This window comes from Flavobacterium pygoscelis (assembly GCF_023162025.1).
GTDB classification, from domain to species: domain Bacteria; phylum Bacteroidota; class Bacteroidia; order Flavobacteriales; family Flavobacteriaceae; genus Flavobacterium; species Flavobacterium pygoscelis.
Map to the genome: position 1 here is coordinate 439,886 of NZ_JALNUB010000001.1, position 24,818 is coordinate 464,703.

The window sequence follows — 24,818 nt, forward strand, 5'->3', positions numbered from 1 at the left end:
TTTTATCTTTTAATGACCGTTACATTTAGTTTCTCTTCTCTTGAATTGTTTTTTCTGTAGTAATCATCATTACTATTGTTATAAGCGTAGGCTTTTGTACCATTCACCATACCTTTAGTGCTAACAATTTGACCACGGTTGTTGTAGAATATTTTTAAACCACCTACTTGTTCTAATGAATAACGGTTGTAAGTCATGTTCACTGATCCTACTCTTTTTACACGATCACTTGAATCATAATTAACCGACACATCTCCAACACGTTTTATTCTACCTTTTTTATCGTATTCTACTTTTACACCATAATTTTTGTTTTTATATGGGTTAGATGCTACATAGGTTCTATTTACGTCACCTCTGCTATTGGATTTGTAATGCATATCTCGACCAGTTGTTGGACGTGTATTAAAATCTAATTGTCCGTCAGGAAACAAATAAAACTCAATGCCTCTTTCTGTGAATACAATTGGTTCTAATTTTCTATAATCTACTAGAGATTTTTTTTCTACAGAAAAAGCGATTTTTTCTGCTGCGTTAGCTATACTACCTCCAAAAAGAAAGATACTAGCTACTAATAAAGTAATTTTTTTCATGATACATATATTTTGGATTGTTGCCTACTCTTGAGCTTTTCGGCTTTCGCTTTTTTTAACTTATTTGATTAGGGATATTCAAGTAGCATGCCAGAAATTGAAAGTGTAAATCTTTCACTATAATATTTAGTTTGTTTTTTAATTTTTAAAATTCATAAAAACAGCATGTTAAGTTGTTTTTTAAACACCTAAAATTATTTTAAAAAAGGAATTTTTATGTTTTTTTTAATAAACCGTAATTTTTTTTCAAGTTTTGTTTTAGTTCTAAACAGAAAAAAAGTTTTATAATAGCATCAGTTTTAGATTTGAATTAGCTTTCTATTGCCAAACTACTTATCAACAATCCTCTAAAATTAACTTTAGTAAGCAACCTGCATCAATGCATATTGGCTAATTTTGCACCATGTATGCTTTAGTCGATTGTAATAACTTTTATGCTTCTTGTGAACGGGTTTTTCAGCCACAGTTCGCAGGAAAACCTGTCGCCATATTGTCAAATAATGACGGTTGTGTAATATCTAGAAGTAACGAGGCAAAAGCAGCAGGGATTAAGATGGGTGCGCCAGCCTTTCAAATTAAGGAATTAGTCAAAGAAAAAAACGTCAAATTATTCTCATCAAATTATGCGCTTTATGGTGATTTGAGTAATAGAGTGATGAAAATTTTGGAACAGTTTACACCAAATCTGGAGATCTATAGTATCGATGAAGCCTTTATGAATTTTGATGGCTTGGAGGTTTCCGATTACCACAATTACGGTATTCAAATGAAGAATCGAGTTCAAAAATGGACCGGAATTCCCGTTTGTATTGGTTTTGCACCTACTAAAGCGTTGTCTAAAGTAGCCAATAAAATTGCCAAAAAATTTCAAGAAAGAACACAAGGTGTTTATGTGATTGATAGCGAAGAAAAACGCATTAAAGCGCTAAAATGGACAAAGATTGAAGATGTTTGGGGCGTTGGGTATCGGACCCAAAAAAAAGCAAGAATTAGAAATATTGTTACTGCCTTAGATTTTATTCAACCCCAACATGAAGCTTGGATTAAAAAGGAAATGGGTGTCATTGGATTGCGTTTAAAATGCGAATTAGAAGGCAGATCAGTTCTGGATTTAGAGCCTGTAGTGGACCAAAAGAAAAGTATTGCTACCACTCGAAGTTTTCCCAAACAAATTACTGATTTTGATTTATTACGCGAACGGGTTGCTACTTTTGCCTCTGTTTGTGCAGAGAAATTACGTAAACAAAATTCCTGTTGCTATACCATTATTGTTTTGCTCGTAATTGATAAGCACACGGTCGAAACGGCGAAATATTATTTTAATAGTGCCATTACATTACCTTTTGCTACCAGTTCAACCTTGACGATTTCGAATGCTGCAATCGAGTTATTAAAGAAATTACACCAAGGAAATGAGCATCTTAAATTTAAAAAAGCAGGCGTAATTGTGACCGAATTAATTGATGAGAATCAAAAACAATTTCAGCTTTTTGATGAGGAAAATCCAAAACATTTAGCTTTAATGAAAGCAATGGATCGTTTGAATACAAAAATTGGAACTAAAAAAGTAAAAATGGCTACTCAGAATTTGAGTTTGACTTGGAATATGAATCAGAACCATTTATCACCAAAATACACTACTAATTTTAAAGATATTCTCGAAATAAAATGTCAATAAATAAAAATCAAAAAATATCTTTTTTCAAACCTGATTTTGAAAGTGAGCTAAGAATTCCTTATATAAACGAAGGAGTTTCGGCAGGATTTCCCTCGCCCGCTGCTGATTTTATGGAAACGAATATTGACTTGAATAAGGAGTTAAGTGAAAATCCAATAGCTACTTTTTACATCAAAGTCAAAGGGAATTCTATGATCGATGCGGGAATCAATGACAAAGATGTTCTGGTTGTAGATCGAAGTTTAGAACCTCAAAATAATAAAATTGCGATTTGTTTTATCGATGGTGAATTTACCGTAAAACGCATTCAATTAGAAAAAGATTGTTTGTACTTAATGCCTGAAAACCCCAATTATTCTCCAATAAAAGTGACTGAAGAAAATCAATTAATTATCTGGGGAATCGTCACGTATGTGATTAAGAAAGTTTAAATTTTAAGAAGAAGTAGCTTGTATACTGTAACGCTACCGAGGGATTTGTTAATAGTAAACTTAAAAAAGATAATAAGTTCCTCTGCTCTAACAAAATTATAATTTTCCAGCAGTTGGTGAGTGATTGTTCGTAATGTAAGTTACTAAATAATCATTATTGTGGTTTTCAAAAAACACAAACCAAGTTGTTCGGTTATTACTTTTATAAAACAAGTATTTAGAACCTAAATGATTTAACTCTAGAGGAGTATTCTTGTACGGAAATTGAGCAATATTATTTTCGATAAAATCAATTATTTTATCTTTGTAGTCGATTGCATTCTCTAAATAACTAAAATATTTTTCCTTGTAAACAGCATAAATCAAATCATTGATGTAGTCTGAAACTTCTGATTTGTAGTAAATACTTATTTTTTCCAATCTAGCGATTTTAAAAAATGCGTAGTACGTTTTTTTAATTCTTCACCTGAAATTGCCGTTTTCAATTCATTTTCAAATTGAACTTGCTTTTGTTTTTTGAACTGATTTATTTGCTCCAAAATGAAAGGGTCTTCTATGCTAGAAATCCATTTTATTAATTCCGATTTTTGTGAAATAACACTCATCTTTATTCAATTTAGTATACAAATATACAAATTTTTGTACTTTAAAAAGGAATTTCAATTTATGCTTAGTGATTGTAAAAGACGCAAGATAATATGCTGCGAAAATCAATTATAAACAAAACGACCTGCTCAAACTGATGAACAGGTCGTTTTTATTTTTATAAGAAGAAATTTACACCGTATGTTTCGGATTAAATCCATCTTCACTTAATTCTTGATGGTCATAATCAGCAATCATTTCAGCTTCATAATCTACTTTTTCATCTTTAGAGAACTTGGCAATAATTTTCTCCATGATTTCATAAATTACAGGCACAATGATAAGTGTTAGGAATAATGAGGAGATTAATCCACCAATAATTACCCAAGCTAATCCATTTTTCCATTCTGCTCCAGCTCCAGAAGCTAAGGCAATTGGCACCATTCCAAAAACCATTGCAATAGTAGTCATCAAAATAGGACGTAACCTCGCATGATTCGCTTGGATTAATGCCGTTCTGATTGTCTCGCCAGCCTTACGTCTTTGGTTGGTATAATCGACAAGCATAATCGCATTTTTACAAACCAGACCAATTAGCATGATGATACCTAAAATAGTAAAGATATTCAATGTATTATTGGTCAAAGCCAAAGCTAACATTGCTCCAATAAACGAAAGTGGAATTGCAAATAATACTACGAATGGATGCACAAAACTATCATATAACGATACCATAACTAGGTAAACTAATATAATTGCAGCTAATAAAGCGACTCCAAGTGTTCCAAAACCTTCGGTTTCGTTTTCTTTTTGTCCACCCCAAATGTAGTTTACACCTGTTGGTTTGTTCAATTTTTCAATTTTTTGCTCCCATTGCGATACAATAGTTCCTGATGGTACCCCAACATTTTGAGATTTTACGGTTACAGAAGCTGATTTGTCTCTTCGCTCTAATTGACTTGGGCCTGAACCTTCGTTTACAGAGGCAAATTGACTTAACTTAATTTGCTGACCTTGGTCATTTATGAAAATTAAATTACTTACATCTGCAATACTTTTTCTGTCGAAAGCATTGTACTTGATGTTAATATCATATTCGTATTCACCTGCTCTATATCTTCCATCGGTATTTCCGCTAAAAGCAGTTTGCATCGTCATACCTACGCTTTGTAAACTTAACCCTAGCGCAGCCATTTTATCACGGTCTACTTTTACGTTTACTTCAGGATTTCCATCTTCTACAGATAATTCGATTTCTGTAGCACCCGGAATAGTACGTAATTCTTTTTCGGCTGCTTTTGCAAATTTCATAGCGCTCTCTACATCAGGACCTGTCACGATCAGACCAATAGTAGCATCTTCTGCCGTTCCTAAAATACCTACTGGAACCGTTTTAACTTTGGCACCAACTAGTATTTTCTCTAGTTTACGTTTTGTTTTGGCTGCATACACATTTGCAGCTTCGCTACGTTTGTCTAAATCAACCATTTTAACGTTGATCTCAGATTTGTAAGCGGTAGCTTGAGCAGCTCCAAGTCCACCACTAGTTTGACCTACAGTTGCAATTTGACTGAATACATATTCTTCCTTGCTCAAAAACTCTTCTGCTTTTTGAGTCATGAAATTGGTTTGTTCTAATGAGGCGTCTTTTGGCATTTCAATTTGAACTAAAAACTCACCACTATCTGATGCTGCAAAGAACTCACCACCAATAAAACCACCACCTAATAATCCTACGGTCGAAGTAAAGAAAATTACTAGAACCACTAAGATTGTTTTAATATAATGATCTAAACACCACGTTAACAATCCAGAAATCCAGTTGGTAAAACGAGTTAAATAACTTTCGAAACCAAGAATAATACGTCCAAAAAGATTTTTCCCTTGAATATGTTCTAATTTACCATATCGAGACGACAACCAAGGAATGATGGTAAACGAAGCAAGTAATGATAATAAAGTAGATATAATTACAGTAACACAAAATTGTGTAATAATGTTCGAAACTAATCCCGTACTCATTGCGATAGGCAAGAATACCACCACAATTACTAAAGTAATAGATACCACGGTTCCACCAATTTCAGCTGTTCCATCATACGCAGCACGAACTTTGTTCTTGCCCATTTCCATGTGCCTGTAGATATTTTCAAGTACCACAATGGCATCATCGACCAGAATCCCAACCACGAGCGATAGTCCTAATAAACTCATTAAGTTTAAGGTATACCCCATCAAGTAAATACCGATAAAAGTAGCAATTAACGAAGCTGGAATCGTAACCATTACGATTAACGAGTTTCTAATACTATGCAAGAAAAACAACATTACTAAAGCTACTAGAAGCACTGCTATAAGTAAATCGTGTACAACGGCATCAGCAGCCATTAACGTAAAAACAGAACTGTCTTTTGCTACTTGTAGTTTTAAACTACTCGTTTTATAATCGTTTTCTAGTTTAGCAATGGTTTTGATTACTTCTTCACTTACTGCAACCGCATTCGCATCCGATTGTTTGATGATTTGTAAAACAATTGCACTTTTTTGGTTTACACGAGCTATTTTCTCTGTAATTTTCTGAGTATCTTGTACATCAGCAATGTCTTTCAGACGGATTTGAATTCCGTTTTTAGACGATACAATTAGGTTTCTTAATTCGTCTACACTTTTGTATTTCCCTGCCAAACGAATTAATATTTTTTGTTCACGCGTTTGAATGTTTCCTGTTGGGAAATCCAAGTTAGAAGATAAAATATTTTGTTGTACTTGCGGAATAGAAAGTCCGTAAGCTTGCATTTTAGCCGCATCAAGATTAACTTGAATTTCTCTTTCTTGACCACCAATGATGTTTACTTGAGCAACACCTTGAACACGAGAAAGAACCGGAACTAATTTTTTATCAATCAAATCGTAAAAGGCAACTTCATCCATTTTTGCATAAGCACCTAAAGTCATAATAGGTAAATCACTCAAAGAGAATTTACTTAAAGAGGGTGTTTCAGCATCGTCTGGTAAATCACTAATAATGGCATTTATTTTACGTTGTGCGTCGTTCATCGATATGTTAACATCGGCTGTAGAAGTCAATGTAATGGCAACCGTAGATAAGCTTTCGTACGATTTAGAATCTATTTTTTTAATATTTTCTAATGAAGCGATTGCATCCTCTATTTTCTTAGTCACGGAATTTTCTACCTCATTTGGCGAAGCACCCGGATAAATGGTTGCTATCGAAATTACGTTAGTTTCAAATTTCGGAATCAATTCGTAACCTAAATTACTATAACTGTAAAGCCCACCAAGTGTCAAAATTGTAAATAATACAATGATCAGCGACGGACGTTTTATGGATATTTCTGCTAATTTCATATTTATATTTTTTATGTAGCTAACTAATAGCTCAAAGCCAATAGCTTATTTTATAACTTCCACTTTTGTTCCGTCCTGAAGGTTAATTTGACCTGTGATAATTACAGTTTCACCATCATTTAATCCTTCTAGAATTTCGACTTGATCACCAAGAATTCTACCAGCAGTAACTGTTTTTAATTTTGCAGTTCCGTTTTCGATAACAAAAATCTGGTTGCTACTTACACTTCCTACAAAGGCATTTCTTGGAACAATTTTTAAAGATTGTTTTTGTCTGCTTGATGAAAACTCTGCAGTTCCATACATACCTGCTTTTAAGTCAGCAGAAGCATTATTGGTAATTTCAATTTCAACTGGGAAGTTTAAACTCTCGTCTGCTTTTGCTGCAATAAAAGTAATTTTACCTGAAAATGTTTTATCAGGATAAACGCTTGCTTTTACATTAGTGGCGCTTCCTACTTTTAAACTTGCTACTTGGCTTTCGCTTACATTTACTTTTAGTTTTAATTTAGAAACATTTACAATATCAAATAATTGAGTAGCAGGCATTCCTGTTACAATTGATCCTATTTCTATATATTTAGCATTAATATAACCACTTATTGGTGCTTTAATTCGGGTATCACCAACGTTAATGTTAGCTTGAGTCAATTGAGATTTAGCATTTACCATCGCTAGTTTAGCTTGGTCTAATTGTTGTTTAGTAACACCGCCTGTTTTGAAAGCATTCTCAAATCGGCTGTAATCTGAAGCTGCATTTTGATATACTGCATTTGCATTTTGAGCACTTACATTTATAGCGTCGCTTCTAACAATGGCAAGCGTTTGTCCTACAGAAACATAATCTCCTTCTTTTACAAGAACATTTGTAATTTTACCTGATTTCTCAGCAGAAAATTTTAATTCTTGTACAGGTTCAAAATTTCCATTTGATGTAAAATCTAATGAAACTTCTTCCGTTTTTACGGTAGCAGTTCTAACCGATACTGTTGTGTTTTTCTCTGCAACAACAGCAATTTTAGCTTCGTTTTCTTTCTTGTTATTGGTCAAAACTAATGCGATTGCTCCTAGTGATACTGCAATTATTAGTACGGTTATTATAATTTTTTTCATGTTACTAGTTATTTAATAATGATTTTAATTCTCCTTTTGATTTGATTAATTGAATTTCTGCCAGCTTGTAATCTAATATTGCTGAGGTATAATTGTTCTGTGCTTCTGTTAATGAATTTTCTGCATCTAGTAAATCAGTTAGCGAGGCAAGACCTTGTAAATAGTTATTTCTAGTGTTGTCTAAAACTTCTTTCGCTAATTGTGCATTGTCTTTTTGATTGGTAATCGTGATTAAGCTATTATCAATTTGCGTTTTAGCATTAGCAAAAGCCAAATCTAGCGCAAGTTTTGTATCATCAAGACCTACTTTAACCGATTTTAGTTCTACATCAGCTTGTCTTACTTTGGCACGAGTACTAAATCCTGTAAAGATAGGAACTCTAAGATTCAAACCAATAGACGAGAAATCAGACCAATATACGCCATCAGATGGTTTAGCACCAATTGGCATTTTAGGTCCTTGACCAATATAATTATAGCCTGCACTCAAAGATAATGTTGGATAGTAAGCCGCTTCGATAGATTTTTTCTGAAAGTTTAAAAGCTCTTCTTGTTTTTTCAAAAGTAAATACTCTGTTCTATTGGCTGTGTTAGGAACTTCAGATAGTGATTGTGGACTTACTTCAAAAGCAGTTTGTGGAATCTCAATTTGAGTTTCTATAGGCATACCCATGTAAAATTTCAATGCGTTTTCCTGAATTTGTACTGCATTCAATACTTGCTGACGCATCGTATTGATGTTTGATATTTTTACTAAAATTCGGTCTAAATCAATTTTCTTAGCTAAACCATTATCAAATTGTCCTTTTATAATGTCTTTTACTTTAGTAGTGTTTTTAAAAGTACTATCGATAACAATTAATTTTTGACGCTGCACATATACTTGATAATAATTGTTTGCAACGCGCTCAATTACTTGTTCCTCTGTCAATTGATTATTAATTTGATAAAATTCTCTAGTCGATTTTGCTGCCTTCAAACCTGTAAAAACAGATTGATCAAAGATGGCTTGTGTTAATGAAACTCCTGCAGTCGAACTCCATTTTTGTCCAAAAGCGGCTTGTATAACGGTTCCTGGTTGTCCAAATCCAGCACCATCAATTACAGTAGTTTGAATCACAGGATTGTAAGTCAAACTTCCGTTTGCGGATATTTGAGGTAGCGCTCTAGAACGTACTTCCTGAATTTGGTATTCGCTGTTTTCTACCTGAAGTTTAGATTTTTTAGCTTCCGCTTTATTTTCTAAAGCGTAGTGAATCGCTTCCTTTAACGTTAGCGTCTTTACAAGACCAGTTTCAGCAGGAGTCACAGTTTGAGACTGAGCTGAAATTGCAAAAGTTAGTATGGTTATTAAAATTATTCTCTTCATTATATAGTATAGTTTAGTAATTGATTTTCTAATTCGATTAATCCGGCAGCGGTTGCCATTGCTCTTGTATGGTATTCTAAAATTTCTAATTCGATTTTCTGACTTTCTTTTTCAGAGCTTATGTTTTCTCTAATAGTAAAAACAAGATGGTAGTAAAATTGAATGTAGTTTTTGATATTAATGCTTTCTCTATACAACCCTTGTTGAATTCCTTTTATTATATTTTTTTCAAAAGTAGTGTTACATTCTCTAATTTCACGATCCATTACTGTTGTGTATACTTCTGGATAATGTTTTTTTAATTGATAAATAGGAGAATTGTCTGAGGATTGAAACATCTCCTTAAACATTTTTCTAATTTCAAAATTCTCCTCGATTGCATTGTAATTTTTTGAAATAATGGTGTCAATGATCTCATGAATTTGTTTGTGTACTGTTTCGGTACTTTCGGCGATGAGTATTTCTTTGTTGCAAAAATATTTATAAATTGTTTTTTTAGAAATACACATTTCGCCTGCAATATCATCCATGGTAACGCTTTTAAAACCTAATTTTAAAAACATTTCGCTAGCTTTAGATATAATTTTTTCTTTCATTTTTAGATGCTGAAATAATTTCAGTATTTTTTAATTGAGTTAAAATCTTTGGCAAATGTAAGAAGGAAACTTTGAAAACTAAAATAGTTTCCGTAAAATTTACAATTATTTAACATTTGATCGTCTGCTAGTTTAAACTGTAAATTCAAGATTTGCAATAAGCTTAATATCTTGACCTAAAGCTATTCCGCCAGTTTGGTTGAAAGAATTGAAGGTAAGACCAAAATCTTTTCGGTTTATTTTTCCTGTTATTTCAAATGCTGCTTTTTCGTCGCCATTGTAGGCATTAATTCCCATAAATTCAGCATCAAGTTCTACTGTTCGAGTAATGTTTTTTATAGTTAAGTTGCCTTTTAAAAAATTAATATTCTTATTTATTTTTTCAAATGAAGTCGATTTAAAACTAATAATAGGATATTCATTGACATCAAACAAATCATTCATTTTCAAGTGAGTGTCAATCTGCTCCAATTTCGTGTCTTTATTATTAACATCTAACGAAAATTCAAGAGAAGCATCTTCTATCTCATTATTATCAATGTCGATATGACCGTTAAATTTGTTAATATTACCTGCTAAGTAAGCTATTATTGAGTGTCTCATTTTGATTAAAACATCAGATTGGCTGGAATCAATTGTCCATTTCGTTTTCATAATTTCATTATTATATTTTAGCATATAATTGATCACTCTTTCATTTAAGTAAATCGCAAGTCGGTCAATTGTTAATTTTCGTGCAAATGTAAAACGGAAACTTTGAATACCCAACAAGTTTCCTGTGTATTTTTATTTTTTTTAACATTTGCAAAATTTTAAAGTTTCAAGTTTGAAGTTTTTTGAGTTTCTTTGCGGTAAATAGAGTAAAAATGAAGTAGCATTTGCTGATTTTTTTATACTGTAAACTTTAAACAAAAAAATAATGCATACTATTTATCAGTATCAAGAATTTCTTTCTGATTATTTACAATCTCAGTACGAATCTAAAGAACCTAAAAATTTATACGAACCCATACATTATATTTTAGACCTTGGTGGAAAAAGAATCCGACCAGTGCTTACCTTAATGGCTGCCGAAGTATTTGATACTGATTATAAAAAAGCACTTCCTGCGGCTCTAGCAGTAGAAGTTTTTCATAACTTTTCCTTAGTTCATGATGACATCATGGATGATGCACCTTTGCGAAGAGGTCAGGAAACAGTACATGAGAAATGGGATTTGAATACTGGGATTTTATCTGGTGATGCAATGCTAATATTAGCGTATCAGTATTTTGAGCAATATGAACCAGTTGTTTTTAGAGATTTAGCAAAATTGTTCAGTAAAACAGCATTGGAAGTTTGTGAGGGACAACAATGGGACGTTGATTTTGAAAGTCGTAATGATGTTACCATTCCGGAATATCTAAAAATGATTCAATACAAAACAGCTGTTCTTGTTGCTGCTGCTATGAAAATGGGGGCTATTATAGCAGAAACCTCAGAAGAAAATGCCAATTTAATATATGATTTTGGTTTAAATTTAGGTTTGGCTTTTCAATTGCAAGATGATTATTTAGATGCGTTTGGTAATCCAGAAACCTTTGGTAAACAAGTAGGTGGCGATATTATAGAAAATAAAAAAACCTATTTGTATCTCAAAGCAATGGCTTTTTCAAATGAAGAAGATGCTGCCGAATTAAGTCGTTTGTTTTCTATTCATCCCGAAGATAGCTCAGATAAAATAGCTGTTGTAAAAGCGCTTTTTAATACTTCTGGAGTTTCTCAGTCCACTCAAGATGCAATTCACGATTTTACTTTTAAAGCTTTTCAAACCTTGGATAAAATGAACATTAGTGCTGACAAAAAAGAGATGTTAAAAGCGTTTGGTGAAAATTTAATGGGAAGAAAAGTGTAAATAAAACAACAGCAAAATCAATTTTAATTAGGATTGTGAATTTTGTAAATCAAAAAACTAAAAACTGCGATCTTAAATCAAAAATTACATGTATATAGCTCCAATCAATACGGATTCCTTATTATCAGAAGCAGAAAAAGAAACTTTATATCTTAAGTTAGTCGAACAACTTAATAAAGATTTTAATCTGGCGAACGAAGCGATAGATTTTCCTTTGAATATTACGCCTAGTGAGTTGAAAATTCAATTGCATGAAAAAGTGTATCGACTTATTCAATATAAGTTTGCTGAATACCTTAATTTACTTTATATAATTGATGTTTCTGAAGAAGAAATAAAAAAACTAGACGGATCTGATTTAGTAGTTTTAGCGGAGCAAGTTGCTTTTTTAATTTTAAAAAGAGAATGGCAAAAAGTATGGTTTAGAAATAAATACCGTTAAAGCATAAACCTTTAATGGTCTATTTTCCTTTGTTTTTACTAATCGGTAAGATGCTATTAAAAATAAACCCTCACAAAAGGCATAAAGGCACTGCCGTAAATCCCGTTTTTATCATTCAAAACGTTGTAGCGTGCACCAATTGTTGCACTTCCAGAGCGGTAACCCGCACCAACAAATAAACCAGTATTCCAATAATCCAAAGAGTTGCTATTGGAACCCTCTAGATTTACGTTGACTCTTAGTTGTTCTAATTCAGCCGATAGCTGAATTTCCCTAATAGGATTTAGTAAGGCAATCAAACTCCCGCCATACAAATGAGAAGCATAGTAATCTTTTTGTTTTAAGTATTTGTATTGAGCACCAATACCTAAAGCAACATATTCATTAAAGTTATAAATTGCACTTGGCGCTACAGAAATATCGGTGTAACCAGATCCAAAACCTAAGCCTAAACCACCACCAAATTGAACGTTTTTCCAAAACTGATTTTCCATTATTGGAGTTGTATTATTTTGTTGTGCAAAAACACAACTGGAAAAAAACAGCACTAATAGCACTAATAAAGACTTGGAATTCTCTAAAATGTATCTCTTTTTCATGAGTTTTAAATTTTTAACAACATTCAATGTAAAAGTATCTTAAAAAAAAGTATAAACTTATTGTATTATTGTACTTTTGCCAAACTATTTTAACAATAAAGTATATTCACTCAATATTATGGATAGGTTTTCATTTTTAAACGCAGCACACACCGAATTTTTCGCTCAATTATACGATCAATATTTAGAAAATCCAGATAGCGTTGAGCCTAGTTGGAGAAGTTTTTTTCAAGGTTTTGACTTTGGAATGACAACTTATAATGACGAAAACAAAGTAGAGCAGATTGCAAATTTTGCCGCAAGCAATACCGATTGCAGTTTGGTTTCTGATAAACTTCAAAAAGAATTTAATGTATTAAAATTAATTGATGGCTATCGTTCTCGTGGACATTTGTTTACTAAAACAAATCCCGTAAGAGAGAGACGTTCAGCATCGCCAACACTTGATATTGCTAATTTTGGACTTTCATCAACAGATTTAAACACTGTTTTTGATGCCGCTAAAGCGATTAATATTTCCCCTTGTACTCTTCAGGAAATTATAAATCATTTAGACTCTATTTATTGTCAGCACATTGGTGTCGAGTATATGTATATTCGTAATCCAGAAGTGGTGTCATGGATTCAAAAGAAAATAGGCGTTAATGATAACCAACCTAAATTTTCTAGCGAAGAAAAAAAATCTATTCTTTACAAATTAAATGAAGCGGTTTCTTTTGAAAACTTCTTGCATACTAAATATGTAGGACAAAAACGTTTTTCTTTGGAAGGTGGAGAATCTATCATTCCTGCACTAGATGCTTTGATTGAAAAAGCAGCTGAAAAAGGAGTTGAGAAATTTGTTATGGGAATGGCACACCGTGGTCGTTTAAATGTGTTAGCAAATATCTTCGGAAAATCTACTCAAGATATTTTTGGAGAATTTGATGGTAAAGATTACGATCAAGAGTATTTTGATGGTGATGTAAAATACCACTTAGGATTAACTGCTGAAAAAGTAACTAAATCTGGAAAAACTATAAACATTAATCTAGCGCCAAATCCTTCACATCTAGAAACTGTAGGGGCTGTTATTGAGGGTATTACTAGAGCAAAACAAGATAAATATTTCCCTAATGACTTTTCTAAAGTATTGCCTATTGCCGTTCACGGTGATGCTGCAATTGCTGGACAAGGAATTTTATACGAAATTGTGCAAATGGCACAGTTAGATGGATATAAAACTGGAGGAACAATACATATTGTAATTAATAATCAAGTGGGTTTTACTACTAATTATTTAGACGCTAGATCGTCTAAATATTGTACGGATGTGGCCAAAGTTACCCTTTCGCCAGTGCTACACGTTAATGCAGATGATGCAGAAGCGGTTGTACACGCCATGTCTTTTGCATTAGATTACAGAATGCAATTTGGTAGCGACGTATTTATCGATTTATTAGGATACAGAAAATACGGACACAATGAAGGTGATGAACCTCGTTTTACCCAACCCGTACTTTATAAATTAATTGCTAAGCATGAAAATCCAAGAGATATTTATGCAGATAAATTATTAGCAGAAGGAGTAATTGATTCTACTTTTGTAAAAGGATTAGAGGTAGAATATAAATCTAATCTTGAAGTGAATCTTGAAGAATCACGTAAGAAAGATTTAACGATTATCACTCCATTTATGCAAAATGAATGGGAAGGTTTTACAAGAGTTTCTAATGTAGAAATGCTTCAAAAAGTAGATACTTCATTTACTAAAGAAGGACTTACAACTGTTGCCAATGCAGTTTGTAATTTGCCAACAGATAAAAAATTCATAAACAAAATCCAGAAACTAATTAACGATCGAAAAACAATGTTTTTTGACACCAATAAATTAGACTGGGGAATGGCAGAACACTTAGCTTACGGATCATTGTTACAGGAAGGATACGACGTTCGTATTTCTGGACAAGATGTAGAAAGAGGAACTTTTTCTCACCGCCATGCTGTTGTAAAAGTTGAAGATTCTGAAGAAGAAGTAATTCTTATCAATAATCTAGAAGGTAAAAAAGGAAAATTCAATGTCTTTAATTCCTTATTGTCAGAATACGGAGTATTAGGTTTTGATTATGGTTATGCATTAACGAATCCAAATACATTAACAATTTGGGAAGCACAATTTGGAGATTTCTCTAACGGAGCCCAAATTATGATTGACCAATATATTTCTTGTGGAGAAGATAAATGGAACAACCAAAACGGAATTGTTTTATTATTGCCTCACGGATACGAAGGGCAAGGAGCAGAGCACTCTTCAGCAAGAATGGAAAGATACTTGCAACTTTGTGCTAGACACAATATGTATGTAGCAGATTGTACTACGCCAGCCAACTTCTTTCACTTGTTAAGAAGACAAATGAAAACAACTTTCCGTAAACCACTTGTTGTCTTTACACCAAAGAGTTTGTTGCGTGATCCAAGATGTGTCTCTCCAATAGAAGATTTTACTAACGGATCGTTCCAAGAAACTTTTGATGACGAAACCGTAAATAAAGCGGACGTGAAAACATTAGTTTTCTGTACCGGTAAATTTTACTATGACATCACCGCTGAAAGAGAAAATAACGGACGCAAAGATGTGGCTGTTGTAAGAATCGAACAATTGTTCCCACTACCATTAGAGCAATTAAAAGAGATTATTGCACGTTATCCAAATGCTGATGATTACGTTTGGGCACAAGAGGAGCCTAAAAATATGGGAGCTTATAGCTTTATGTTAATGAATTTCGACCTTGTAAAATGGAGATTAGCTTCATTAAAAGCGTATGCTGCTCCTGCTTCAGGAAGTTATACCCGTGCAAAACGTCGTCATGCAGATGCCATTCAAATGGTATTTGATAAAGATTTATTTAGATAATATAAGGAGCTGTTTCCTGCTATCCGCTGTATCTTTTTCTTTTTAAGGAAAAAGAAAAAGGATGCCGCTACTATCAGGGCTAAAAAAGTATAAAGAGTAAATACACGTTGTTTTACAACAGTTACATAAAATTAAAATTCATAATTTAAAATAATAGAACATGATTTTAGAAATGAAAGTCCCATCACCAGGGGAATCAATCAAAGAAGTTGAAATTGCAACTTGGTTAGTAAAAGACGGAGACTATGTTGAGAAAGACCAAGCAATTGCTGAGGTTGATTCAGACAAAGCAACACTAGAATTGCCAGCAGAAGCTAGCGGAATTATTACGTTAAAAGCAGAAGAAGGTGATGCTGTTGCAGTAGGAGCAGTAGTATGTCACATCGATACAGCAGCTGCAAAACCATCAGGTGATGCACCAGCAGCTGAAGTTGCAAAAGCGGTAGAAACACCAAAAGCAGAAGTGAAAGCAGAAGCGCCAAAAGCAGCTCCAGCAGCCACTACAACTTATGCTTCTGGAACTCCATCTCCAGCTGCAAGAAAAATATTAGACGAGAAAAATATAGCTCCAGCTTCTATAACAGGAACTGGTAAAGACGGAAGAATTACTAAAGATGATGCTGTAAATGCAGTACCATCAATGGGAACTCCTACTGGTGGATCTCGTGGTTCAGAAAGAACTAAATTATCAATGTTGCGTCGTAAAGTAGCCGAAAGATTAGTGGCTGCTAAAAACGAAACGGCTATGTTAACTACTTTCAACGAAGTAAACATGACGCCAATCAACTTGATTCGTAATGAATATAAAGATGCCTTCAAGGCAAAACATAATGGTGTTGGTCTAGGATACATGTCTTTCTTTACAAAAGCAGTTACTAGAGCCTTACAATTATATCCAGACGTAAACTCAATGATGGATGGCGATCATAAGATTGCTTTCGATTTTTGCGATATTTCTATTGCGGTTTCAGGACCAAAAGGATTAATGGTTCCTGTTGTTCGCAACGCTGAGAATTTGACTTTCCGTGGTGTAGAAGCTGATATCAAAAGATTAGCGATTAAAGCACGTGACGGACAAATTACTGTTGATGATATGACAGGTGGAACGTTTACAATCACTAATGGTGGTGTATTTGGTTCTATGTTATCTACTCCAATTATCAATCCTCCACAATCAGGAATTCTTGGAATGCACAACATTATCGAGCGTCCTATTGCTGTAAATGGTAAAGTAGAAATTCACCCAATGATGTACGTAGCACTTTCTTATGACCACAGAATTATTGACGGTCGTGAGTCAGTTGGTTTCTTAGTAGCAGTAAAAGAAGCTCTAGAAAACCCAATGGAATTGTTATTGGATAACAATCCTAAAAAAGCATTCGAATTGTAGTAATTGTTTTTTTTATAATTTTAAAATCCCATTTGACAAAAATTGTTAAATGGGATTTTTTTTATTTCAACAAATACAAATAATGGTTGTAGTAATCTACAATTGCTTTTCCTTTCATCAGAATATCAGCGCCAATAATGCCATGAACTGGTTTTGCTTTATACTGCATAAGTGCTTCATTAACATGTGACAAGTCAAATATGACGAGATCAAAAGAAGTATCTTTCCAATGGCCTAATTGCAAATGGTTTCCTGTGGCCATTTGGGTAAACATTCCTGTTGCTCCAGCACCAGCAGCTTTTGTTTTTGATTTTTTAGCTTCCAATATGAAGAAATCTACACTTTCAAATCCGATGCAACTATTAGAGGCTCCGGTGTCTAAGATAAAATTGCCTAAAACACCATTTATTTTAGCTTTTATCAAAAGATGTTGGGTTTTGGTAATCTTAAATTTAACTTTTTTATAGTTTTCCTTTTTGAGGATATTGTGTAGGTTTTTCATTTGTGGTATTATTATTTTTCTATGGGTATGAATTCACTAAAGGTTTTAGGCCAATCAAAAGTTGAATTTCATGTCAAAACTTATGAGGTTTCTAAAATTCATAGATTTAATCGGTTGATTACTAAGTTTTGTTTTTTACCTTAAATTCACATTATTCACTAATATATTTTTTCGTGCAAAGTCTTTTTCCGACCTTGTAGGTATTTCTTTTAAAATAGACCTACAAGATTTTTGAAACCTTACCCAAAAATCAATATGCCTTATGATTTTAACTAGCTTATCAACAAAGATACTTTAAGAAAATAGTGTTTTTGTCTATTTTAACTTAGTGTTTTCTATTTTTTTTCTTGTTTTCGAAAGAAATAAATTGATCCAGAAAAGTAATCCAATTCCGCTTAGAAGCAACAGCGAATACAATAAGTAATTATTATTTTCTGAACTCTCAATAGTACCATAATAAACAAATGCACTCCAATAATAAGGTGATTTTTTAGCGTTTGAAATTGAAGAGTTTTGTAAAAATTCTCTTTTAGCATTGGCATTCGCTTCTAGATAAGATTGCTTGTTTTTGATGTTTTTATAAAACAAATCCATGAAGACTGAAGTAGTGTAATCGTTTACTTTCCATAAGGAAAACAATAAATTTTGCGCTCCTGCCAATTGAAATCCTCTAGCCACGCTCATGGCTCCTTCCGATTTAAATAATTTTCCAATTCCAGTTTCACAAGCACTTAAAACCACTAAATCGGGATGAATATTTAAATAGTATAACTCTGAGTATAGGATTTCTTGATCGTAAAACTTAATACTAGCGGGAGTTTCTAGATCGCCGGAAGAGGCATGCGTAGAAAGATGTATAATCGAATAGTTATTTGCATTTTTTTTGAAATTAGCAAATGTAGCTTTGCTGTTTTCCAAATAATTCCCTTCAAATTTTTTTTGAATGTATTGCATTTCGTCCTTGGAGTAAGTTAAGGCATAAGATGTTTTGTCAAATACGGGAAAAATACCTAGAACACTTTCTTGCTTTTTTTTCGTGCTTGAAGCTAAATAGAACTGGGCTGAATTTTGATAACCAATGTTGTAATCATGGAGTAAATAATTCATTTTGGAGAAATTGGTAGTTTCAGTAGGTTTTGTAATTAAGGCTTCAAAAGGTAAAAAATACAATAGACCATCAGGAATTATTAATAAATTTTTATATTCAGAATTTTTCGGTAATTTCAATAATTCATAAGCAATATTACCACTTGTATTATATTTACTTGGTGCATTTGCAATAGCATTTGCATTATTGAAAAAGTCGATGAATTGGGTGATTTTGGCAGAAGTATTGGCGTTGTTACTAAAAGAATTGAAGTGTATTTTTTTATCTTCTATCGTAAAAGAATATATTTTTTCAATTCCAGAAAAATATTCAACCAATATGGTTTTGTCTTTCTCTAGCTTATTATACAAATCAGTTAAACGGAGCTTTGGGTTTACTTTTTTTTCTGCTTCTGGTGTCGTTTGTTTTAGTTGCAACATCCATTTATTTTGTTTTTTAATGGCTTCGTTAATTTTTGTAATATCAGCTAAATTGCCTTTTTGTTGTTCCTTTAAGATGAAGTTATTTTCTATCTGCAGTTGTTCAGAAATATGTTTTTGAATCGCTGATTGGTTTTTAAAAGTGACTAAACTTTGCCTTAAAACAGCAGATTTTGTCTCTTCAGTTAGTAAAAACGCATTTTCTAGGTGAATTAATTTGGTGTCTTTTTTAAATAAAGATTCATAAATAGCAAGGCATTTTTCAGTACGATTCCGATTTCGTATTTGGCTAATTATTTTAGAGTTTTCATAAATAAGTAAGGACTGAAAGAGTTCCTCTATATAAAAAGCGAGTTTATAACTTTGAAGTGCTTTTTCAGGTTGGTTTTCTGCTTCGTAAATTGCTGCTTGTAAATCTAAAGCATCCAGTAAAACGGTTTCTGCATAAAGAGATTTTTGTTCCGGTAACTGATTGACAGGATTGGAATAATTAGGAATTAAATTTCTAAAAATTTCTGAAATTAACGCGCTAGCATACTTTATATTCCCAGTTCTAAAAAGAAGATTGGCGTGGTCGTAATATAGTTGCGCTTTTTTTCTTGGATTGTCATTGCGAATTTTTTCAAAGGTATTTTTAGCCTTCTCAAAATATGCTAAGGCTGTTTTAGTATCGTTGTGTTGTAATTTTAAGTTTGATAAATTACGAAAGGTATTCACCAAAGACTCATTGTTAGTTTTATCTTTTTCTAATAACGAAAGTGCTTTTAAAAAGGCTTTTTCAGCATTGTTATTACTTTCAGAACTTGCAGGACTATATTTTTGTAATAAATAATTAGAGCCTAAATTATTATATAAATTTCCTTTCTGATTGTCACTTAGTTTTTGTGAATGAATCGTTTTTTCAAGCAAATCAATTGCCTCATTTATTCTTCCTGTATTTTGATAAACATTTGACAAATTGAGTACTGCCGCATATTGCTGTTGTTCATTATGGCTTTTTGTCGCAATATAATAATATTGTTTTATTGTGTTTTCAGCATTATCATAATCACCAATAGTAGTGTATAAATTTCCAAGTGGCTTTAAACAGAATTCAACTATTTCATAGTTTTTTAAATTATTGGTTTGATACATTCGCCATGCTTTTTCATAGCTGGAAATTGCTTTGTTTATTTTGCCAAATTGGTTCTCATAATACCCTTTATTGCAATTTAAAATAACGAAAGACAGTAATTCGTCTTTGTTTTTTAAGTCCAATTTTGGAAAAACAGTTTGAGAAAAAAGCACTAATTCATTTAAATTTTCTTCAGTAGGATTTGTTACAAAGCTATCTACGGCCAAGTATATTTTATCTTCTTGAGAAACTGATTTTTGTGCTGAAATTGAAAATGAAATAAGAAATAGGAAAACAGTAAAAATGGATTCGCAGTAAGTTTTAATGCTAGTATAGTAAAAATACCATTTATTGAAAAACCTCCTTATTAGGAATGACAAATCTTTGTTATGCTTAAAGAATGTTAGAATTTCCATATTCCATAAAACTGAAAATAGTTAAAGTTTTCTTTGAAATTTACCACATATCTCGCTCCTAAACTAGGGCCTATTCTTGCTGCGCCAATTGTTAAGTCAAAAAGCAATCCTGTTTTGAAATTGCTAAATGTAGTAGAATTTGAAGCGGAATCATTTTTTGTATTGATCAAAAAATTACCCTTGACACTTTCAAAAGTTTCTATAGTTATTTCTTGTTTTTGTTTTTCTGATGCATTTGTATTTACTTGTACACCAGCACCAATTCCTACATAGTTATTGATGTTGTAACGTATTAAAACTGGGATTTCCCAATTTATATTACTATAACTATTTTGTGTTGTGGTGCGCCGTAGCTGTCTTGTTCCATTAGCATTGTCTAAAAAATCTTCGGCTATTTTTATTTTGCTATCATAAGTATGCAAACTGTTAACAAACTCTGCTTGCCAATAGAAACGGTACGATTTAAAAGGAGAAATGGTGGCGCCAGCAAAATAGCTTTTAGAATTTTTTAAACTAGGGTATAAATTGTAACCTGCTTTTGCACCAATAGAAATTCCAGGAAGGAAGCGCGTAGTGGCGTAATTAGTAATGATTGGTTCGTTTTTATCAAAGATAATCGCTGTTCGACTCTTTGTCTTTATTTTGTGGAAATCCTCATTGAATTTCATTGAATATTTTACAAATCCTTTGGTGCTGTCTTTTTCTTTTACATTTTTTTGCTCGCTTCCAGGTAAATAGATGTTTTTGAAAGTAAATATGATTTGTTTTTGTTTAATAATAGTGTCTAAACAACTTGTAGTGGGAATTTCATCTTTTGGACAAATAGGACATTTGGGGTACATATCCTCAATTTGAAATGTTTTTTTATCAAACATATCAGGTATGTCAGTTTCTAAACGTATTAGTCGAGCGGGACCTTCTCCGTTGTTTTGAAAACGAGTTTTAAAATTGACTCTTTTAAAACGGACCAATCTATAATTCATAAAACTGCCATTAGAGCCCATTTTATTTGGATCGTGTGAAGTGACAATTTCCATTTCTAAGTTTTTTATTTTATGGTTTTTAAAACTTCGATTGGGGATAAATATACCGCGCATGGTTACCGTGGCACTAGTATCTTTTATCATTTCGGGGGTTGTTTGGAACGTATAAAAAATATTTCGCGTTTCTAATGGATTGCAGTCGTCAAATTCTAATATAGAAACATCTGTAAAGTTTTCGTATGCCGTTTTTAAAGTGGCCTCTAGGTCTTCTTCCGTAGATGTGTTGTTGTGTTTTTTGGCTGGAGCCGAATTTTCGCTAGAAGCTAAATAAGAACCAGAGTTTTCAAGATCGTTTATCGCTGCAATGTTGTTTTCTTTGATTTCTCTCTCGCCAGCATGTGCTCTAAAATCGACTAATTCGAAATTTTTATTTTTGAATTGCTTTTCGTTGTAAAACAAATATAATTTACCATTACTAACATAGTTTTCGAGATTTTGATAACTTAGGATTACAACTATTTCTTGCTCTGGAATGGGATCGCAATTTTTTTGAATGGAAAATCCGTTTTGGTCCGCTATCGAAGCGATGTCTTTATATTCTGTACTAGAAATCTCGTTGATAACTACTTTTTTAGGTCGCGTTGCAGGTGGTTTCCCATTGTCGTAATTGTTAGTTATGGTGAGTCTGGCGCTATAAGTTCCTTTGTTTTTATAAACGTGTTTGGGTTCGGCTTCTTTGCTATAATGTCCATCTCCAAGTTCCCATAAATAAGAAAAGCTGGGTTTTGGCGCTCCAGCAATGGGTATTAATGGTGGTGTTTCTGGTTTGTATGAAACCCTATTTCCGTTTTGATTGTAAAGAATAGTGGCGCGTCGGGTGATGGTGTCTTTTACTTTAGTTTGCGAAAAACTTGTATGAGTGCAAAAGCAGATTAAAATTACTAAAAATGTTCTCATAATCGGATGTTTTTTTAGCCCTGATAGCAGTGAAAATCCTTTTTAGTAGTATTACAGTGCCGGTTTCGGAACTGTAATGTTACTAAAAAGATTGTAACGAATAGCAGGAATAGCTCCAGATAATTAGCTTATTTATTCATTAGAATTAATTTCTATTGATTTGAAAATCATTTAAATATAGAAAAAAGTGGTGAGCAAATCACCACTTTACAAAAAAATGTTACTGTAAGTTATTGTATTGCATTGATTGCAGCTATTAGTTGAGCTTCACTTCCTACGGTAGTCTCGGATAAAGTAAAGGTGTAAATGTCATTTGCTTGTACAGTTACGGCTTTGATAGCATATCTCCATTGTCCGTTATCTTCGGTAGCAAAAATAACGTGACAAGCTAAACCTATTGGAATTTGACCATAATGTTCGCTAAACAAACCTGCGGTTGTAAAGGTGTCTAAGTGTGCTAAAGCATTTTGACCTTCGCCATCATAAGAAAGATAAATGGCACTATTTGTATTGTCGTATCCTTGTGGAGCAGCTACTAAAATTGTAGTTTTTGGTCTAGGATCACTATAAAAACGATCCACATTAGTCCAACCAAAGTGACCAAAACTTACGAAGTAATTATTTCCTTCGCCTTTTACTCCTCCTTGTCCGCCATTTGCTCCTGTAGCATTAACAGCATTTTTCCATGCTAAATTACCGTTAGCATCTATAATTCCGTTCCATAATATCATGGCATTATCCAGTCCGCCAGTTAAATTTGTGGAAACTTGTAACGACATGTTACAGCCTGTGGCTAAATCTACTCCGCCTTGAGTCGCTTTTATGAAGAATTCTCCGCCTGAGATTAGTAGCGCTCTGTCGCCATTTGGCATAATTCCCATCGTAGGTTTGTTAGTCACTAACATATTTCCTTTTTTGAAGATTTCTACATATTCGATGTCAACTATTCCTGTCACGGGATTTCCGTTTTTGGTTAAGCAATTTCCGTTTATATTTATTTTTACTCCATTAGCCGAAGTTAGTGTAGTCACGCCAGATCCTGCTGTAATTGTAAATTTTTGGGTCATTTTATCTAATGCTGCTTTGCGCACAGTAGCAAATTTTGTTGCGGTTGGCACTGTCGTTAAAGTGTCATTGTTATCTTCATTACAGCTTACCGATAGAATAGTAGCTAAGATTAACAGACTGATGTTTTTTAAATTTGATTTCATAATTTCTAGTTTTTAGGTTGTTTTATAGAGTACTCTTAGGACTCTCATTTTTGAATTATATAGGTATATCAATAGCATTGTGTTTTTGTTACCCCATTTTTTTATTTTTTTAGTGTTAGTCCTAATTCTACAAAGGTTGTGGGAGTAGTGCTTAACAAAGTTGGAGTTCCAGAAACATCAATTTTGCTGATTTGTCCGTTTGGATAGCCAGAGATTCCTTGTAATGTAGAAACATAAAAAATTTTGTTACAGTCGTCATAAACGGTACTATAGAATTCAGAATTTATATTAAATGCAAAGCTATAAATAGGTGTTTTTGAGATTAGTAATGGGTTTGAAACATTTAGTTCATACAATTTTGAGTTTGATACTCCGGCGTCTTCCATTATGGCATAAAGGATGTTTGTTTGTTTGAACTCTAAAGAAATAAAGGATAATCCGCTACTTCCACCAGCTGGTAAGGCTATCGCAGCCGAAACGATTGCGGTTGATATATTTGAATTGTTGTAAGTAATGATTCGGTTTCCTAATAAAAAATAAATCGCATTTACACCATCTGTTGCCGCCGTAAAGGTTTGCAAATTATAACCCGCTAATGTGTTTTGAGGAATTGGAGTTGAAGAACTTGGAATAATATTAAAATTAGCATCTACCAAGGAGAAGATTTGATTTGTAAAATCGTAGCAACCATAGTAGAGAACGCCGCCAACAATTACGGGTGCATTAACCACTCGATACAATAAGGTAGTGTTTGAATATAAAGGAATAGCAGTTGCGCTAGAAGTATTTGTTGCAGCGTTTACTTTTGTTAGTATTCCTTTTTCACCAGAAATTAATAGGTATTCATTTGTCAAAGGATTAAAAACGGCATTATTTGTTCCCGAAGATTGAAAGCTCACGGGTTGTGTAACCGCTGTAAGTACTGTGAAATTTGGTACAGCTAAAGAATTTAGTGAAGAACCAAAATTACCATTTTGAGATCCTTGTTCTATATTGTAACCTAATATTTCGACATCGGCACATCCGGCAGGTTTTTCATCTTCTGTATCACAACTGAAAAAGAAAATGGATACAATAAGCGAAAAGAAAAGGCGAGTAGAATTTTTACGAATTTGTAAAAGACTCCTAGAGTGGTTGTTTTTTTTCATGATTTTTA

General features: G+C 33.0%; 20 protein-coding genes. 6 read left to right on the forward strand and 14 right to left on the reverse strand.

Annotated elements, in window-relative coordinates; translation table 11 throughout:
- Positions 1-2: 2 nt before the first annotated feature.
- Positions 3-593, reverse strand: coding sequence for a hypothetical protein (locus MW871_RS01910; protein ID WP_248427366.1), 591 nt, complete (start codon positions 591-593; stop codon positions 3-5).
- Between the two features lie 403 nt (positions 594-996).
- Here MW871_RS01910 and MW871_RS01915 point away from each other — a divergent pair, with 403 nt between their 5' ends.
- Complete coding sequence (locus tag MW871_RS01915) at positions 997-2,271, forward strand: Y-family DNA polymerase (RefSeq protein ID WP_210645411.1); 1,275 nt, start codon at positions 997-999, stop codon at positions 2,269-2,271.
- Positions 2,262-2,702 (forward strand): LexA family protein, encoded by a 441-nt coding sequence (locus MW871_RS01920; RefSeq protein WP_248427367.1) that lies wholly within the window; start codon positions 2,262-2,264, stop codon positions 2,700-2,702. The genes MW871_RS01915 and MW871_RS01920 overlap by 10 nt, the downstream gene beginning before the upstream one ends.
- A 96-nt stretch (positions 2,703-2,798) precedes the next feature.
- Here the strand turns inward: MW871_RS01920 and MW871_RS01925 are convergent, their stop codons facing one another.
- The 7 genes from MW871_RS01925 to MW871_RS01955 all read right to left on the reverse strand — a co-directional run bounded on the left by MW871_RS01925 (position 2,799) and on the right by MW871_RS01955 (position 10,388).
- Complete coding sequence (locus MW871_RS01925; RefSeq protein ID WP_188049438.1) at positions 2,799-3,122, reverse strand: hypothetical protein; 324 nt, start codon at positions 3,120-3,122, stop codon at positions 2,799-2,801.
- The gene (locus MW871_RS01930) at positions 3,110-3,307 is read right to left on the reverse strand and encodes a hypothetical protein (RefSeq protein ID WP_188049439.1); all 198 of its coding nucleotides are present in this window, start codon (positions 3,305-3,307) and stop codon (positions 3,110-3,112) included. The genes MW871_RS01925 and MW871_RS01930 overlap by 13 nt, the downstream gene beginning before the upstream one ends.
- Positions 3,308-3,479: 172 nt before the next feature.
- Positions 3,480-6,656 carry an efflux RND transporter permease subunit gene (locus MW871_RS01935; protein WP_210645413.1) on the reverse strand — a complete coding sequence of 1,059 codons (3,177 nt, stop codon included), beginning with the start codon at positions 6,654-6,656 and terminating at the stop codon, positions 3,480-3,482.
- A gap of 45 nt (positions 6,657-6,701) precedes the next feature.
- Positions 6,702-7,769: an efflux RND transporter periplasmic adaptor subunit gene (locus MW871_RS01940; RefSeq protein ID WP_188049441.1), complete on the reverse strand. Its 1,068-nt coding sequence runs from the start codon at positions 7,767-7,769 to the stop codon at positions 6,702-6,704.
- A gap of 4 nt (positions 7,770-7,773) precedes the next feature.
- Complete coding sequence (locus tag MW871_RS01945) at positions 7,774-9,138, reverse strand: TolC family protein (RefSeq protein ID WP_188049442.1); 1,365 nt, start codon at positions 9,136-9,138, stop codon at positions 7,774-7,776.
- The gene (locus MW871_RS01950) at positions 9,138-9,734 is read right to left on the reverse strand and encodes a TetR/AcrR family transcriptional regulator (protein ID WP_188049443.1); all 597 of its coding nucleotides are present in this window, start codon (positions 9,732-9,734) and stop codon (positions 9,138-9,140) included. The genes MW871_RS01945 and MW871_RS01950 overlap by 1 nt, the downstream gene beginning before the upstream one ends.
- 132 nt (positions 9,735-9,866) lie before the next feature.
- Positions 9,867-10,388, reverse strand: coding sequence for a YceI family protein (locus tag MW871_RS01955; protein ID WP_188049444.1), 522 nt, complete (start codon positions 10,386-10,388; stop codon positions 9,867-9,869).
- Positions 10,389-10,653: 265 nt separating this feature from the next.
- Here MW871_RS01955 and MW871_RS01960 point away from each other — a divergent pair, with 265 nt between their 5' ends.
- Both MW871_RS01960 and MW871_RS01965 read left to right on the forward strand, forming a co-directional pair.
- Positions 10,654-11,628, forward strand: coding sequence for a polyprenyl synthetase family protein (locus tag MW871_RS01960; RefSeq protein ID WP_248427368.1), 975 nt, complete (start codon positions 10,654-10,656; stop codon positions 11,626-11,628).
- An 88-nt stretch (positions 11,629-11,716) separates the two neighbouring features.
- Positions 11,717-12,070, forward strand: coding sequence for a hypothetical protein (locus tag MW871_RS01965; RefSeq protein ID WP_210645419.1), 354 nt, complete (start codon positions 11,717-11,719; stop codon positions 12,068-12,070).
- Positions 12,071-12,126: 56 nt separating this feature from the next.
- Here the strand turns inward: MW871_RS01965 and MW871_RS01970 are convergent, their stop codons facing one another.
- Positions 12,127-12,669, reverse strand: a complete 543-nt coding sequence (locus tag MW871_RS01970) for a hypothetical protein (protein ID WP_210645421.1) — start codon at positions 12,667-12,669, stop codon at positions 12,127-12,129.
- A 118-nt stretch (positions 12,670-12,787) separates the two neighbouring features.
- Between MW871_RS01970 and MW871_RS01975 the strand changes: the two genes are divergently transcribed.
- Positions 12,788-15,562, forward strand: a complete 2,775-nt coding sequence (locus MW871_RS01975; RefSeq protein WP_248427369.1) for a 2-oxoglutarate dehydrogenase E1 component — start codon at positions 12,788-12,790, stop codon at positions 15,560-15,562.
- Positions 15,563-15,722: 160 nt separating this feature from the next.
- Positions 15,723-16,952 carry a 2-oxoglutarate dehydrogenase complex dihydrolipoyllysine-residue succinyltransferase gene (odhB, locus tag MW871_RS01980; RefSeq protein WP_188049449.1) on the forward strand — a complete coding sequence of 410 codons (1,230 nt, stop codon included), beginning with the start codon at positions 15,723-15,725 and terminating at the stop codon, positions 16,950-16,952.
- Positions 16,953-17,013: 61 nt separating this feature from the next.
- Here the strand turns inward: odhB and MW871_RS01985 are convergent, their stop codons facing one another.
- The 5 genes from MW871_RS01985 to MW871_RS02005 form a co-directional block, all read right to left on the reverse strand.
- Complete coding sequence (locus tag MW871_RS01985; protein ID WP_248427370.1) at positions 17,014-17,454, reverse strand: retropepsin-like aspartic protease; 441 nt, start codon at positions 17,452-17,454, stop codon at positions 17,014-17,016.
- Positions 17,455-17,769: 315 nt separating this feature from the next.
- Positions 17,770-20,511 (reverse strand): CHAT domain-containing protein, encoded by a 2,742-nt coding sequence (locus MW871_RS01990; protein ID WP_248427371.1) that lies wholly within the window; start codon positions 20,509-20,511, stop codon positions 17,770-17,772.
- Positions 20,499-22,451 carry a DUF7849 domain-containing protein gene (locus tag MW871_RS01995; protein WP_248427372.1) on the reverse strand — a complete coding sequence of 651 codons (1,953 nt, stop codon included), beginning with the start codon at positions 22,449-22,451 and terminating at the stop codon, positions 20,499-20,501. The genes MW871_RS01990 and MW871_RS01995 overlap by 13 nt, the downstream gene beginning before the upstream one ends.
- Positions 22,452-22,681: 230 nt before the next feature.
- Positions 22,682-23,662, reverse strand: coding sequence for a hypothetical protein (locus MW871_RS02000; RefSeq protein WP_248427373.1), 981 nt, complete (start codon positions 23,660-23,662; stop codon positions 22,682-22,684).
- Positions 23,663-23,763: 101 nt separating this feature from the next.
- Positions 23,764-24,810 carry a hypothetical protein gene (locus MW871_RS02005; protein ID WP_248427374.1) on the reverse strand — a complete coding sequence of 349 codons (1,047 nt, stop codon included), beginning with the start codon at positions 24,808-24,810 and terminating at the stop codon, positions 23,764-23,766.
- Between the last annotated feature and the right edge of the window lie 8 nt (positions 24,811-24,818).